Below are 14,887 nucleotides of genomic sequence, written 5' to 3'. Positions count from 1 at the left end.
GACCATGACCCGCTCATTACGCATCTTCTATATCAGCCTGTTTATGGTGACCTTGCTGGTCCTGGGCCTGTGGTCGACGCGCAGCTTCTTCGGCTTCAGCACCAACGCCGATGCGACGGTGCTCAATGGCCGTTGGGCCAAGGCTGTCGAAACGCACTACGACGACGAGTTCCCGATCAAGCGCCTGGGCACCAACCTCTGGGCTGCGCTGGATTTCAAACTGTTCAACGAAGGTCGTCCGGGCGTCGTGCTCGGTCGCGATCAGTGGTTGTACAGCGATGAAGAATTCAACCCGATCGTCAACGAAGAGTTGAACCTGCAAGGCAACTACGCGCTGGTCGAAGGCGTGCGCCAGGAACTGAAAGAGAAAGGCGTGAAACTGGTGATGGCGATCGTGCCGGCCAAGACTCGCCTGTATCCGGAACACCTGGGCGAAGTGAAGCCTTCGAGCATTCACGCCAATCTTTATGAGGACTTCCACGCTCGTCTGGCGGCCAACAAGATCCTCGCACCCGACCTGTACGGCCCTCTGCTGAAGGCCAAGCTCGACGGTCAGCAAGTGTTCCTGCGCACCGACACCCACTGGACCCCGGAAGGCGCGCAAATCGCCGCCCAGACCCTGGCCAAAACCATTGCCGAGAAAACCCCGCTCAGCGGCGAGCCTCAGCGCTTCGTCACCGAGCCGGCAGAGAAAGTGACCCACAAGGGTGACCTGCGTTTGTTCCTGCCGCTCGACCCACTGTTCGAAAACCTGATGCCGGCGACCGAGCCGTTGCAGAAGCGCAACACCGTGGTGGCCGACGATCAGGCTGGCGGTGATGACGCGCTGTTCGCCAACACCGAAGTGCCGGTGGCCCTGATCGGCACCAGCTACAGCGCCAACCCGAACTGGAACTTCGTCGGCGCGCTGAAAGAGGCGCTGAACAGCGACGTGGTCAATTACGCCGAAGACGGCCACGGCCCGATTCTGCCGATGCTCAGCTACCTGAAAAGCGATGCCTTCAAGAACAGCCCGCCACAGGTGCTGATCTGGGAGTTTCCTGAACGTTATCTGCCTGTGAACAACGAAATCGGCGACGCCGACCCGCAGTGGGTCGCAGCGCTCAAAGAAGCCGGCGCTCGCCAACAAAACGTAGCCGTAAACACTAAATCCGAGACGCCCGACCGGGCGCAAAACTGAAAGAGAGGTACACCATGACTTTCACTACTACTCCTCGCCGTCTCGCCAAGACCTTTGCTCTGGCCGCAACCTTCAGCGTGCTGTCCATGAACGCCTTCGCCGCCGGTGACTCGGCCCTCTACGGTCCGACCGCGCCTAAAGGTTCGAGCTTCGTACGGGTCTATAACGCCGGTAACGCTGAAGTCAGCGCCACCGTCGGCAGCACCAGCCTGAGCGACGTCGCGCCGCTGTCCAGCACTGACTTCAGCTTCATGCCGGGCGGCGACTACAGCGCCAAGGTCGGCAGCCAGACCCTGCCGGTGAAACTGGCCGGCGATCACTATTACACCCTGGTCAACAACGCCAGCGGCGCGCCACAACTGATCGAAGAGCCGCCGTTCAAGAACAAGCAGAAATCCCTGGTTCGCGTACAGAACCTGAGTGATAAGGCCCTGACCCTGAAAACCGCCGACGGCAAGACCGAAGTGGTCCCGTCCGTGGCCGCCAAGGGCCGTGGCGAGCGTGAAATCAACCCGGTCAAAGTCAGCCTGGCGCTATACGATGGCGCCACGAAAGTGGGCGACGTGAAACCGGTTGCCCTGGAACGCGGTGAAGCGGCGGTGCTGTACGTCACCGGCAACGGCAGCAGCCTGTCGCCAGTCTGGGTAAAACGCCCGGTTTCGACGCGCTAACAAATTTACCCGGTTGACCCGTGCCCTGTAGGAGCACGGCTTGCCGGCGAAGAGGCCCTCGAGACCGCCTTCGCTGGCAAGCCATGCTCCTACAAGGGACCGAGATGTCAGTCGGGACACGAAACAAAAACAAGAGTGAAACGACAGAACGCAGTAGCTCTGACCCATACGATTTTCAAGGAGTAACAACATGATTCCGGTGATCTTGTCAGGTGGTAGTGGCTCACGTCTTTGGCCGCTTTCCCGTAAGCAGTTTCCTAAACAATTCCTGGCCCTGACCGGCGAACACACGCTGTTCCAGCAAACCCTGGAACGCCTGGTGTTCGAAGGCATGGACACCCCGATCGTGGTCTGCAACAAAGACCACCGTTTCATCGTCAACGAGCAACTGAGCAACCGTAAGCTGGAAACCCAGCGCATCCTGATGGAACCGTTCGGCCGCAACACCGCGCCGGCTGTGGCCCTGACCGCGATGATGCTGGTCAACGAAGGTCGCGACGAACTGATGCTGGTGCTGCCGGCCGACCACGTACTGGAAGACCAGAAAGCCCTGCAACGCGCCCTGGCCCTGGCCACTGTCGCCGCCGAAAACGGCGAAATGGTGCTGTTCGGCGTCCCGGCGACCAAACCGGAAACCGGCTACGGCTACATCAAGTCGACCAACGACTCGCTGCTGCCGGAAGGCGTCAGCCGCGTCTCGCACTTCGTTGAAAAACCGGACGTGAAACGCGCCACCGAGTTCGTCCAGTCCGGCGGCTACTTCTGGAACAGCGGGATGTTCCTGTTCCGTGCCAGCCGCTTCCTCGAAGAGCTGAAAAAGCACGATCCGGACATCTACGACACCTGCCTGCTGACCCTGGAACGCAGCCAACAGGATGCCGACACCGTCACCATCGACGAAGCCACCTTCGCCTGCTGCCCGGACAATTCCATCGATTACTCGGTCATGGAAAAAACCCAGCGCGCCTGCGTCGTACCGCTGACTGCCGGCTGGAGCGATGTCGGTTGCTGGGCGTCGCTGTGGGAAGTAAATGACAAGGACATCAACGGTAACGTCACCAAAGGCGACGTGGTCATTCAGGACAGCAAAAACTGCATGATCCACGGCAACGGCAAACTGGTGTCGGTGATCGGCCTGGAAAACATCGTGGTCGTCGAAACCAAGGACGCCATGATGATCGCGCACAAGGACTCGGTCCAAGGCGTGAAACAGATGGTCAACACCCTCAACGAACAGGGCCGCAGCGAAACCCAGAACCACTGCGAAGTCTATCGTCCGTGGGGTTCCTACGACTCGGTGGACATGGGCGGTCGCTTCCAGGTCAAGCACATCTCGGTCAAACCGGGCGCGTGCCTGTCACTGCAAATGCACCACCACCGCGCCGAACACTGGATCGTGGTCAGCGGCACCGCTGAAGTGACCTGCGACGAGAACGTGTTCCTGCTGTGCGAGAACCAGTCGACCTACATTCCGATCGCTTCGGTTCACCGTTTGCGCAACCCGGGCAAGATTCCACTCGAGATTATTGAAGTGCAATCGGGCAGCTATCTGGGTGAGGACGATATCGAGCGGTTTGAAGATATCTACGGTCGGTCTACGCCGATTGAGCGTGGGGTTTCGGTGAAAACCATCGCGCAGTAAGTCATCGGTAAAAAGAAGCCCCCGTCCAGGTCACTGCGTTCCCTATCCGCAGTGGGTTGGGTGGGGGCTTTTTTATGCAAATCATCGAAGTTTCGGGTTCAACCTCGAAAGTGGCAGGTGGGTAGGCTCGGACTTCAATTTTGCCTTTAGTCTTTCCGCCACCTCCAAGTCTCTTTTATTTGATGAGTCAAACAGCACAGATTTCATGTTCGTTTTTTTGCCCACCTCGTTCAAACTCCGAACCGTAACGAAGGTTCGCACCCCCTCCAGCACAGGTATAGATTCTCTTCCAGGCAGATCTTTGAAGCCGCTCCTCACATCGGGTCGAATCAAAGGGTTCAGAATAACGCCACTGACAAACGCCCTGTCTTCACCAGCGGTGCGCTGAATTATCGATATGTTCTGAATGGCCAGGATTTCTCGCTTTCCGTTTTCCGTCTTTGCTTTCATCAATGCAAAAAAGCGAGGCTTGTTCGCTGCTGCCGAAGCATCTGATCCATCAATGCCCTCAGCGAGATCACGCATCTGCCCTGCTTGATTTGAAAGTTCTATCATCGACAGGCCCAACTCCGACTTTCGAGCAGTGGATGCACGTTTCGCCAGGTCCAGGTACGTCTTGCGGTAGCCCTCCAATGCCTCAACGATTTCCTGCCCAGTCAAGGCGTACTCCGGATCACCCACTTCGAAAACTCGATAATCATGGGTTTCTTCGTAGCCTCGCTTTGTCTTGTCATAGCGCTGCAACAGGAGATTCAACAGTTGAGTGTCAAGCAAGTGCAGTTTCCAGCCTTGGGTTGAAAGGTCAAGCTCATAGAGAAATGCGTTGGATAATTCGTCACCTGCCAAACCGTTGTAGTCTCGCAACACCATTGGATTGTTTCGAACCATGGCATAGAAATTCAATCCATCAATCGTGCCCGCAGGATCTGGATTCAGCCAACGCTGCAACCAAGGCACGTAATACCGAAATCCATAGTAATAAAGCCCCGTCGCATCCTGCTCTTTCCCCGAGTAGCGCACCGTTTTATAGCTGACCTGCACTGCCTCGCCGTTACTCCATGCCGTGCCGCCAAACGGGTAAAACCTTTCCTGGGTGATGACATTGGCGTGCTGATCCAGCTCAAGCGTGCTTGAGCCCAGCCGGTCCGTCAGACTGTAACGCTGCTGGTTGTTGCTGATCTCGTTCGGTCTTCCCGCTTCCCAGTGCAACACCCGCACACTGCCGCGCCCGGCCTGGACGTTGATCACGTGCAGCACTTCGCCGGTGCCACTGTGGGTGCGGATTTCCAGACCGGGCAAATACAAGGTTTCGATGATGTTCGTTTGGGCATTGGTTTGCAGCGAGCGGACTTTGCGCACGCGCAGGCCGTCGGCTCCGTAAACGTAATGCTCGCTGTCGCTTTCGGCGCTGTCACGTTCGACCGGACGGACTTCACACAATTGATTGCGCGCGTCCCAACGCAGCGTTTGCCCCGGTTGCAGCGTCAGCAGGTTGCCGTTGGCATCGAAACTGTCACGGAAGTCTTGTTCAGTCGGCTCGACACCATCGCGCACCGGCAGGCAGCGGTTGCTGTGAGCATCGGCGACCAGACGATGGCCGGGGTTTTGCGGGCCGGTGTGGGTCAGTTCGAGCAGGTTGTTGCCGGCGTCATAACGGTAGGTCTGGCGGTAGTTGCCGGGCATGGCGGGATCCGCCGTCATCGCCGACGACGGACCGTGTTTGACCGAGCCGGCCTCCCAGCCTGTGGCCGCGATCAATCGGTAAAGCGTGTCGTAGCAAAAATGGCTGATCGGCTCGATACGCTGATTGGCGAAGTAGCGGATCGGCAGCGCGGCGTCTTCGATGCTCAGCACATTGCCGACTGGGTCGTAGGTGTAACGCAGATCCTGCAACGGCTGGTTCTGGCCGAGCCGGGATAACAGCCGTTGTAGACGCCCGTCCTCGGCGGCGTATTCGAGGGTGGTGATCACGCCATTGCCGGCGACTTCCCTTTCGACCTGGCCGTGGGCGTTGTAGGTGATGGCGCTGACCATCGGCAGGTGTTGAGTCGTGTTGCTCAGGCGCAAATCCACGGCGCGCAACTGTCCGTCCACAGTCTGGCTGAAGCGTTGTTCATTGCCTTGGGCATCGGTTCGGGAGAGCAGGTCACCCGCTGGGTTGAAGCGTGAATGCGTTGAAAACGACTGCGCGATGTCGACGAGACGCCGCTCTTGTTCGAGTAGCGTGCCGGTTAATCCGTAGTCGTTGAACAGCAGAACACCGGCAAGGTCTGTGTGGCTGATCAGTTGGCTGCACTGGTTGTGAGCGGCGGAAACGGGATCGTTCGCTGCATAAGTCAGACGCTCTGCGCAAACCGCTTCGCCCTCTAACGTTTGCTCGAACAATGCCGTCAATCGCAGTTGATTGTCATAGTGCATCCAACGTTGCGAACCCCGGCCGTCCCAGGATTGAACCGGTTGATCTGCCTCGCCGAAAAGATTCACGCGCAAGCCGGCATCGACACTGACGGTACTCAACGCAGTGTCGGACAGTGACAGGATGCTGCTGAGGTTGGCCGGTGCCGAAGCCTCTAACAACCGCGGATCCCATTGCGCAATCGCCCGCCCCGCCGGGTCATGAACCGTACGATTGACCCGAGCTTCGGCGACTTCACCCTGCGCGGCACGGTAATAATCCACCGAACGCACGGCCAGCCCCCGCGGTTCAACGACCGTCATGCTTGGGGTGTCGCGGTGCAGGAAAGCCAGCTGAGGCTGCATCAGGCGTCTTCATGTCGATTTGCACCAGCTAATGCTGAAAACCCATGCATGGCTACTGTCACAAATTACAGGCTCGACAAACGGTCGCCCTCACCACGCCCATCGCCAAGCACACCCGCCCTTAGGTAGGATGAGCCTCTCTCCTGCGAGGTTGTGCGACATGTTCATCGGCGTCCTGTTGGTCATCACCTGGCTGATCCTGTTGCTGCGCTACCCGTCCAAGGCCCTGCCCGTTTCGGTGGCGGCCGCCATCGGACTGGGGCTGGTGGCCACCTGGGTGGTCTGGCTGGCCAATCGCGAGGTCAAGCAATTAGCGCGCCTTGAGTTGCGCATCACTTATGCGCCGGAGCACTGCCCAGCGGATCGCCCGTTGTTATTGAAGATGAACAACGGCAACGACGTGCCGCTGACCGAACTGCGCTGGCGCGTCGCTGCCTACGCGCCGGGCGATACGGTCAACCTCGCCGACAATCAATACGCTGCACCGCGTTATCGCGGCCCAGGCGAACTGCAAGCCGGGGCGAACTGGGAAGATTGCCTGCCCATGCCGCCGCTGCGTCCCGGTTATCGCCCGCAAACCCTGGAGTTTCGCGCCGAGCGTTTGCAGGGTAGTTTCTCCGACTGATCTCCACTCTTCCCTTTGCACAAGGACCGCGCCATGCCCGTTGCGTTGATTACCGGTTGTTCCAGCGGCATTGGCCGCGCTCTGGCGGATGCCTTTAAAGGTGCCGGTTATAAAGTCTGGGCCAGCGCCCGCAAGGCTGAGGACGTTGCCGCGTTGACGGCGGCCGGTTTCACCGCCGTGCAACTGGACGTCAACGATGGGGTGGCACTTGAAGCGTTGGCCGGGCAGATCAACCAGCAACATGGCGGCCTCGATGTGTTGATCAACAACGCCGGTTATGGCGCCATGGGGCCGCTGCTGGACGGCGGTGTGCCGGCCATGCAGCGGCAGTTCGAAACCAATGTGTTTGCGATTGTCGGTGTGACGCGCGCACTCTTCCCGGTGCTGCGCCGGGCCAAAGGGATAGTGGTGAATATCGGCAGCGTTTCCGGGGTTCTGGTCACGCCATTTGCCGGTGCTTACTGCGCCTCGAAAGCCGCAGTGCACGCCTTGAGCGATGCGTTGCGCATGGAGCTGGCGCCGTTCGGTGTGCGAGTGATGGAGGTGCAACCGGGCGCCATCGCGTCCAGTTTTGCCAAGAATGCCGGGGCCGAGGCGGAGCAGTTGATCAGCGAACAGTCACCGTGGTTTCCGCTGCGCGAAGGCATTCGTGCACGGGCCAAGGCGTCCCAGGACAACCCGACGCCGGCCAGTGAGTTTGCCGCCGGTTTGCTCAAGGCTGTGCAGCAGGACAAACCGCCGCGCCTGATTCGTTTGGGCAATGGCAGCCGGGCGTTGCCGTTGTTGGCCGGGTTGCTGCCCAAAGGGTTGCTGGAGTCGGGGTTGATGAAGCGGTTCGGGTTGCGCGGGCAGCTTTGAGACCGCGTTATCGTTCTTCGCGGGCAAGCCTCGCTCCTACAGGTTTTGCGCGAGCCTTGTAGGAGCGAGGCTTGCCCGCGAAAGCGTCAGAACAGACTCTGCAAAATCTTCAGGAAGTAACATGACCGACTACACCGAATACTTTGACGAAGTGATCCAGGCCCACGTCGCCATCGAGCAATGGCTGGCCGAAGAACGAAACGTCACCGAACTTGAACACTTGCTCGCCCGTTTTTCACCGCAGTTTTCCATGGTCTCGCCGTTGGGCCGCGTGCTGGATTTCGACGCGCTTGGCGAGTTGTTCCGGATGGCGGGCGGGAAGAAGCTCGGGTTCAGGATTGAGCTCAGCGAGTTGCGTGGCATTGCGCTGTCCGACAACGGTGCGACCGTGAGTTATCGCGAGCAGCAGACCGATGCGACCGGCCAGCAGACGGACCGGCGTTCGACGGTGGTGTTTGAGAAGCAGGCCGGTGGAAAGGTGGTTTGGCGGCATTTGCATGAGACGTTTTGCAAGGAGTGAGCTGTAAGACCGAGGCGCCTGAATCGCCAGCAAGCCGGCTCCTACAGGTTTGCGCCGAACACAAAAATGTGTGTACGACACCTATTTGTAGGAGCCGGCTTGCTGGCGATGCAGACAACTCGGTCTAACTATTGGTTAACCACCACCGTGCACGTAATCCCCGCCGCCAACAACACCCCTTCCGGCACTTCATCAATGTGAATCCGCACCGGCACCCGCTGTGCCAGGCGCACCCAGTTGAACGTCGGGTTCACGTCTGCAATCAGCTCGCGGCTTTCCGGGTTATCGCGGTCGTAGATCCCGCGAGAAATACTCTCCACATGCCCCTTGAGCACTTCGCCACTCATCAGTTGCATATCAGCCTTATCGCCCACCCGCACGTGCGGCAGTTTGGTTTCCTCGAAGAAGCCATAGACCCAGAACGAGTTCATATCGACCACGGCCATTTTCGCTTCGCCGATGCGTGCGTAGTCGCCGCGATGTACGTTGAGGTTGGTCACGTAACCGTCCACCGCCGCGCGCACTTCAGTGCGTTTGAGGTTCAGTTCGGCGGCTTCCAGTTGCGCTTGCGCGTGCTGGTAATCGGCGAGGGCGGAGTCTGCGATATTGCTGGCGTCGTCGCGGTTTTCTTTGGAGATCACCAGGGCATCCATGTCGGCGCGGCGATGGGCGTTGACCTTGCGCATCTCCCACGTCGACTTGCGTGAAGCCACCAGTGCCTGCGCCTGTTTGACCGCGATGCGGTAGTGCTCGGGGTCGATGCGCATCAGCAGATCGCCCTTCTTCACCTGTTGGTTGTCACGCACCGGCACTTCCACCACTTCACCGGTGACGTCGGCGGCGACGTTGATGATGTCGGCGCGCACCCGGCCGTCGCGGGTCCACGGCGTGTTCATGTAATGCACCCACAGGGTTCGGCCAATCCATAGCGCGAGGGCCAGCACCAGCAGAGTGGCGAGCAGGCTGAAAAGCTTTTTCATCAGAGCCTTCTTCAGAGATAGAGAGTCAGTGGTAGACAGTCAGCGCCAAAGCACCAAACAGACAGGTAAACAAACTCAGGCGCAGCAGTGCCGGGTGCCAGAAAAAACGGTACAGATCGAACCCGGACAGGAACCTGTCCAGCGCCCAGGCCAGCACCGCGGCGATGAAAAACATCAGCGTCATGGTCGGCATGTACACGCCGTGGAAGGCGATTTCACGAGGCATGTTCAAGTCCTTGGGGCGTGGTCATTGCGTAGGCGGCAAGCGGTGATTGCGGGTCGAGCAATGAGGTGCGGATGAAATGCAGGTAGCTCTTCACCCGGCGCAACGCCGAGGTGTCGAAGTGCGGCGCGAAGGGCTCGTCGGTGGCTTGCACACGGCTGATCGCATGGTCCACCGCGATCAGGCAGCGCTGTAGATTGCTCTGGCCCGGTTGCAGAAACAGCCGCACCAGCGAACGGCCCATCACGCGGATAGCCTGGCGCCACGGCTGCGATTCGGCGTACGCCGGGTGCACCGGCAGAATCGCCTGTTCCTTGCGCAACTCGATGATCGCGTGACCGACTTCCAGCACCACGAACATCCAGCGCAGCAAGTCCCGTTGAACCTGCGGCTGGCCGGCGGCGAGGCCATAAGCCTGATGCAGCAAATCCCGCGTACGGCTTTCGAAACTCGACGCCAGGCCCTTCAGTTTGCCGCTGATCGCATACACCACTTGCCCGCGCAGATCCTGCTCCAACCGGCGCCATAACCAGCGACTGTTCGGCGGCAGGATGATCGCCCCCGCAGCGGCGCACACCAGCATGCCGAGCACCATGGCGATGTAGTCGTTGATGAAGGTGTAAGGGTTGTAGATGGTGAGGTTGTCCGGCACCGAACCGGTGCTGAAGAAGATCAGCAAACCGAGGCCGACACCGGCGTATTGCGGGCGCGAGGTCAGGAACGAACCGAGCACGATCACCGGCGCGAGCATCACGCACAGCAACGGAAAACCATCGATCCACGGGAAGATGAAAAACATCTCGACGAAGCCGATCAGCGCACCCAGGAATGTGCCGCAGGCCATCTGGAACGCCATGCGTTTCGGGTTCGGCGTCGCCGCCGAAAGGCCCACGGTGGCGGCGGCAATCAGGGTCATCATCGCCCCGCTCGGCCACGCGGTGGCCACCCAGTAACTGCCCAACACCACCAGAATAAACGCCGCGCGAATCCCCGAAGCGGCGGACGCCATCCAGTTGGTTTGCGGGGTGAAAGGCTCGTCCCACTGCTCCCGTTCATGGCTGTGATCAGCCAGGGACGCGTGGGTTTGTGCATAACCGTGCAGGTCGTCGACGAAGCGATAAAGCAGCTCATACGCGGTATGAAAATCGAGTTGCTCGGCGTCGCTTGGCTCGCTCTCCTGAAACGTCGCGCGCAGGCTGCGTACACGCGCCGGCAGCGCTTCCTTGTAGGCGCTCAGCGCAATCACCAAGCGTGCGGCGTCAGGGCTGGTCAACGCGCGACCACTGAAACCGTCGAGCACTTCCGCGAGGTCCTGCAAGCCCGGTTTGATTGCCGCGACCACATGATCGGCGTCACTGCTGCGCAAGCGTTCGAGCAGTTGGTGCAGGGCATTGAACCGGGTGGTAATGCCCATGAACTCACTGTTCAAGCGACTGAGCCGACCGTTGCGCCGACGCATGTGCGGGTCTTCGAACACGGTGACGCTGCGCAGCCCTTCCAGGCCGACCGCCTCGGCGATGAAGCGCACGTTGCTCGCTTCAAAAGCGTCCCGTTTGCTGCGACCGCGCAAGCCATCGGTGACGAACAAGGCGAACACACCGAAGCGCTGGTACAAGGCGTTGCGCATCGCCGCGCTGGCGGTTTGCGGCAGGATGGCTGCGCTGACCAGCGTGGCGCAGAGAATCCCCAACGAGATTTCCAGCACGCGCCAGACCGCCGCCATGAACGCGCCCTCCGGGTGCGCCAGGGCCGGCAAGCCGACCATCGCGGCGGTGTACCCGGCCAGCACAAATCCGTAGGCGCGGAAGTTGCGAGAACGCGCCGCACCGGCCGAGCAGATGCCAACCCAGATCGCCAGCGAACCGAGGAACAACTCGGTGTTCTGTGCGAACAAGGCAATCAGCGCGACCATCACCGCCGACCCGGTCAGCGTGCCGAGAAAGCGGTAGAAGCTCTTGGCAAACACTTGGCCGCTTTGCGGCTGCATGACAATGAACACGGTGATCATCGCCGTGCGCGGTTGCGGCAATTCCAGACGCATGGCCAGCCACAGGGTCAGGAACGCGGCGAACAACACCTTGAAAATGTAGACCCAGGTCACGCCGTCGCTGCGTGCCCAGTCAAAGAAACCCCGGCGCCATTCAAGGGAATACAGCCAGCGCAGCAGTGCGGGCAAGGGAGTCATGAAATCCTGCTTAATTCAGTCTGACCGGGGACCTGTAGGAGTGAGCCTGCTCGCGATAGCGGTGTGTCAGGCGACATCATCATTGGCTGACACTCCCTCATCGCGAGCAGGCTCACTCCCACAGGTTTTGTGTTCAACGCAATAGAACCGGGGTTTTCGGGGGCTGGGTTTTCTCAGCATTCGGCACGTCATTACCCGCACCGAGACCACCACCGAGCGCCGTCACCAACTCGGCGTGCGCACTGAGCCGCGCAGCCTGAACCTGTTGCTGAACCTGCTGCTGTTTGAACAACAAGGTCTGGGCATTGAGCACGTTGAGGTAATCGGTGAGCCCGCGTTGATAAGCGATCATCGCGATGTCGTAAGTCTTCTGCGCGGTGGCCACGGATTCGGCGGCGAAGGTTTGCTGTTTGTCCATGGATTCGCGGCGGATCAACTGGTCGGAGATGTTTTTCAGCGCATTGACCAGCGTCTGGTTGTACTTGGCCACGGCGATGTCATAACCGGCCGAGGCTTCCCCCAACTCAGCGCGCAACCGGCCACCGTCGAAGATCGGCAACGAGATCGCCGGGCCGACGCTGTAGTTGAGTTTCTTGCCGGTCAAAAACTCCAGCGCACCACCGCCGGTGGCCATGTAGCCGAGGCTGCCGACCAGATCGACGTTGGGGTAGAAACCGGCGTGAGCGACATCAATGCCCCGCGCCTGAGCCGCCACTTGCCAGCGGCTGGCGACCACGTCGGGACGCTGGCCGAGCAATTGCGCCGGCAACGACGATGGCAGTTTCAGCGCTGTGCCCAATGCCAACGTGGGTCGCTGCAACTGCGCGCCGTCGCCCGGGCCTTTGCCTGCGAGTGCGGCAAGCTGGTTGCGGCTGAGGGCGATTTCTTCGTCGAGTGCATCGAGCTGGCGGTGGGTTTCCGGCAGCGGCGTTTCGGCCTGGCTGACTTCGAAGTGGGTGCCGATGCCGCCGTTCAAGCGCTTCTGTGCGAGGTCGAGAATTTGCTGCTGCTGTTGCAGGGTCGCGGCGACGATGTCCCGTTGCGCGTAATGCAGCGACAGTTCGATGTAGGCGCGAACGATGTTGTTCTGCAGTTCGAGCTGGGCCAGACGCGCTTCGGCGGCGCTCATGTGCGCCATGTCGACGGCGCGCTCGGTGGCGTTGCTTTCACGGCCCCAGAGGTCGAGGGCGTAGCTGAAGCCCAGCGCGGCGTTGTTGTCCCACGTCGTCGCGTTGGCCAGCTCGCCCGGCCCGTAGAACTGATCGGTGGGCCAGTTGTGGCGCTTGAGGGTGGACCCGCCATTGATCTGCAGCGACTCGGCAGACTCGGCGATGCCCGCCATGGATTTGGCCTGACGCACCCGCGCCGCCGCCATGGCCATGGTCGGACTGCCTTGCAGGGCAAGGTCGATCCAGCGGTTCAGTTGCGGGTCGCCGTAGGCCTGCCACCAGTGCGCGGTAGGCCAGTGAGCGTCCTGCGCGGCGCTCTGGATGGCGTCGTCGGTGGCCAGCGAATTGGCCTCCAGTGCCTTGCCCTGCGGGGCAATACCTGCGGTTCCGATGCAGCCGCTGATTGCCAGGGTTAAAGTCAAAACACTGAGCGTCTGAAGCGCTCTGCTGATGCGACGCGGCACTGCTGCGATTTCCCGAGAAAGTGGACTGGATCCCGTAGGAGCGAAGCTTGCTCGCGAAGAACGATAACGCGGTCCATCTGTTAAACCGCGTTATCGTTCTTCGCGAGCAAGCTTCGCTCCTACAAGGAACGGCGCAATTCTAGGGGGCGGGTTTGATGGCGATAAGCTGGGATTCCTGTGAATCTTTGTTACCGTTAACGCGATAATCCCTTGGTCGGGGTCTCAGACTCTGAAACTTCGTGTCACAATTTGCCATCGCACCCGAGAGCACCCCATGGACACTTTGCAAAACATGCGCGCCTTCAGCTACGTGGCCGAGGCCGGCAGCTTCACCGCCGCCGCCGTGCAACTCGACACCACCACGGCCAACGTCTCGCGCGCGGTCTCCAACCTGGAAGCCCACCTGCAAACCCGCCTGCTCAACCGCACCACTCGTCGCATCGCCCTGACCGAGGCCGGCAAGCGCTATCTGTTGCGCTGCGAGCAGATCCTGGCGTACGTCGAAGAGGCTGAAGCCGAGGCCAGCGATGCCCACGCGCGCCCGGCCGGGCAACTCAAGGTGCACACCATGACCGGCATCGGTCAGCACTTCGTGATCGACGCCATCGCCCGCTACCGCAAGACCCATCCCGACGTGACCTTCGACCTGACCATGGCCAACCGCGTGCCGGACTTGCTCGACGAGGGCTACGACGTGTCCATCGTCCTTGCCAGCGAACTGCCGGACTCGGGCTTCGTCTCCCAGCGCCTGGGCATCACCTACAGCATCGTTTGCGCCTCGCCCGCCTACGTGAAAGCCAACGGCTGCGCACACAAGCCCAGCGATTTGCTGAACCACGCGTGCCTGCGCCTGGTGAGCCCGGTGATTCCGCTGGAGAAATGGAATTTCGACGGCCCGGAAGGCCAGGAAATGGTCACCATCAACAGCTCGCCGTTTCTGGTGAACTCCGCCGATGCGATGAAAACCGCGATCATCAGCGGCATGGGCGTCGGCGTGTTGCCGGTGTATGCGGCGATCGAAGGCTTGCGCAACGGCACGCTGGTGCGGGTGATGCCGAACTACCGCTCGCAGGAACTGAATCTGTATGCGATCTATCCGTCGCGGCAGTATCTGGATGCGAAGATCAAAACCTGGGTCGAGTACCTGCGCGGGTCGTTGCCGGAGATATTGGCGGCGCATCAGGCGGAACTGGCGGCGTATGAGTTGAGCGGAACGCTGGGTGGGGCACGATTGGCAAACTGACGACAGAACACTGTGGGAGCGAGACCGGCTTGCCGGCGATGGTCGTGAACGATAACGCTGTGAACCTGATACCCCGCAGTGTTCTCACGTTTTTCGCGAGCAGGCTCGCTCCTACAAAAAGCGTGGTGTCCTAGGATGTTTCCGACGCGTTCTGTCGGTTGTCGGGTGGGAAGCGAGATGGGTAGGCTTTGAGTGTCGCTGGCGAATCAGCGACCGGGCCTGGAAAACCCGAAGAACAGGATCACCGCACATGCCATAATGCGGCGCTTTTTCAGCGCTGCATGTTGAGTTATGGCGGCTGTACGTGGGAGACCTTCGGGTCTGCCGGGTTTGATCCTTCTCGGTTTTTCCAGCTTGCGTACAGCTG

General features: G+C 60.3%; 12 protein-coding genes. 7 read left to right on the top strand and 5 right to left on the bottom strand.

Annotated features, from left to right (window positions below; all coding sequences use genetic code 11):
- Window positions 1-4: 4 nt before the first annotated feature.
- The 3 genes from IB245_RS13125 (at window position 5) to IB245_RS13115 (ending at window position 3,493) form a co-directional block, all read left to right on the top strand.
- Window positions 5-1,180 carry an alginate O-acetyltransferase gene (locus IB245_RS13125; RefSeq protein ID WP_192227779.1) on the top strand — a complete coding sequence of 392 codons (1,176 nt, stop codon included), beginning with the start codon at window positions 5-7 and terminating at the stop codon, window positions 1,178-1,180.
- A 14-nt stretch (window positions 1,181-1,194) separates the two neighbouring features.
- Window positions 1,195-1,851, top strand: coding sequence for an alginate O-acetyltransferase AlgF (locus tag IB245_RS13120; protein ID WP_008025358.1), 657 nt, complete (start codon window positions 1,195-1,197; stop codon window positions 1,849-1,851).
- 190 nt (window positions 1,852-2,041) lie between these two features.
- Entirely contained in the window at window positions 2,042-3,493 is a 1,452-nt protein-coding gene (locus tag IB245_RS13115; protein WP_008044490.1) for a mannose-1-phosphate guanylyltransferase/mannose-6-phosphate isomerase, read from the top strand.
- A gap of 81 nt (window positions 3,494-3,574) precedes the next feature.
- Here the strand turns inward: IB245_RS13115 and IB245_RS13110 are convergent, their stop codons facing one another.
- Window positions 3,575-6,253, bottom strand: coding sequence for an RHS repeat domain-containing protein (locus IB245_RS13110; RefSeq protein ID WP_192227778.1), 2,679 nt, complete (start codon window positions 6,251-6,253; stop codon window positions 3,575-3,577).
- A 160-nt stretch (window positions 6,254-6,413) separates the two neighbouring features.
- Between IB245_RS13110 and IB245_RS13105 the strand changes: the two genes are divergently transcribed.
- The 3 genes from IB245_RS13105 to IB245_RS13095 all read left to right on the top strand — a co-directional run bounded on the left by IB245_RS13105 (window position 6,414) and on the right by IB245_RS13095 (window position 8,256).
- Window positions 6,414-6,878, top strand: a complete 465-nt coding sequence (locus tag IB245_RS13105; RefSeq protein WP_192227777.1) for a multidrug transporter — start codon at window positions 6,414-6,416, stop codon at window positions 6,876-6,878.
- Window positions 6,879-6,911: 33 nt separating this feature from the next.
- Complete coding sequence (locus tag IB245_RS13100; RefSeq protein WP_192227776.1) at window positions 6,912-7,736, top strand: SDR family oxidoreductase; 825 nt, start codon at window positions 6,912-6,914, stop codon at window positions 7,734-7,736.
- A gap of 121 nt (window positions 7,737-7,857) precedes the next feature.
- Window positions 7,858-8,256, top strand: coding sequence for a DUF4440 domain-containing protein (locus IB245_RS13095; protein WP_008044483.1), 399 nt, complete (start codon window positions 7,858-7,860; stop codon window positions 8,254-8,256).
- Window positions 8,257-8,384: 128 nt separating this feature from the next.
- Here the strand turns inward: IB245_RS13095 and IB245_RS13090 are convergent, their stop codons facing one another.
- The 4 genes from IB245_RS13090 to IB245_RS13075 form a co-directional block, all read right to left on the bottom strand.
- A complete protein-coding gene (locus IB245_RS13090; RefSeq protein ID WP_192227775.1) occupies window positions 8,385-9,236 on the bottom strand; it encodes an HlyD family secretion protein in 852 nt (283 codons plus the stop codon).
- Between the two features lie 25 nt (window positions 9,237-9,261).
- Entirely contained in the window at window positions 9,262-9,462 is a 201-nt protein-coding gene (locus IB245_RS13085) for a DUF1656 domain-containing protein (RefSeq protein ID WP_008025348.1), read from the bottom strand.
- A complete protein-coding gene (locus IB245_RS13080; RefSeq protein WP_192227774.1) occupies window positions 9,452-11,644 on the bottom strand; it encodes an FUSC family protein in 2,193 nt (730 codons plus the stop codon). The genes IB245_RS13085 and IB245_RS13080 overlap by 11 nt, the downstream gene beginning before the upstream one ends.
- Before the next feature lie 133 nt (window positions 11,645-11,777).
- Entirely contained in the window at window positions 11,778-13,277 is a 1,500-nt protein-coding gene (locus IB245_RS13075; protein WP_192227773.1) for an efflux transporter outer membrane subunit, read from the bottom strand.
- A 274-nt stretch (window positions 13,278-13,551) separates the two neighbouring features.
- Between IB245_RS13075 and IB245_RS13070 the strand changes: the two genes are divergently transcribed.
- Window positions 13,552-14,520: a LysR family transcriptional regulator gene (locus tag IB245_RS13070; RefSeq protein ID WP_192227772.1), complete on the top strand. Its 969-nt coding sequence runs from the start codon at window positions 13,552-13,554 to the stop codon at window positions 14,518-14,520.
- The last annotated feature ends 367 nt before the right edge of the window (window positions 14,521-14,887 follow it).

This window comes from Pseudomonas sp. PDM02, from assembly GCF_014852285.1.
Classification (GTDB): domain Bacteria; phylum Pseudomonadota; class Gammaproteobacteria; order Pseudomonadales; family Pseudomonadaceae; genus Aquipseudomonas; species Aquipseudomonas migulae.
Note: the sequence above shows the minus strand (reverse complement) of the source record. Positions and strands in the feature narration are given on the sequence as shown.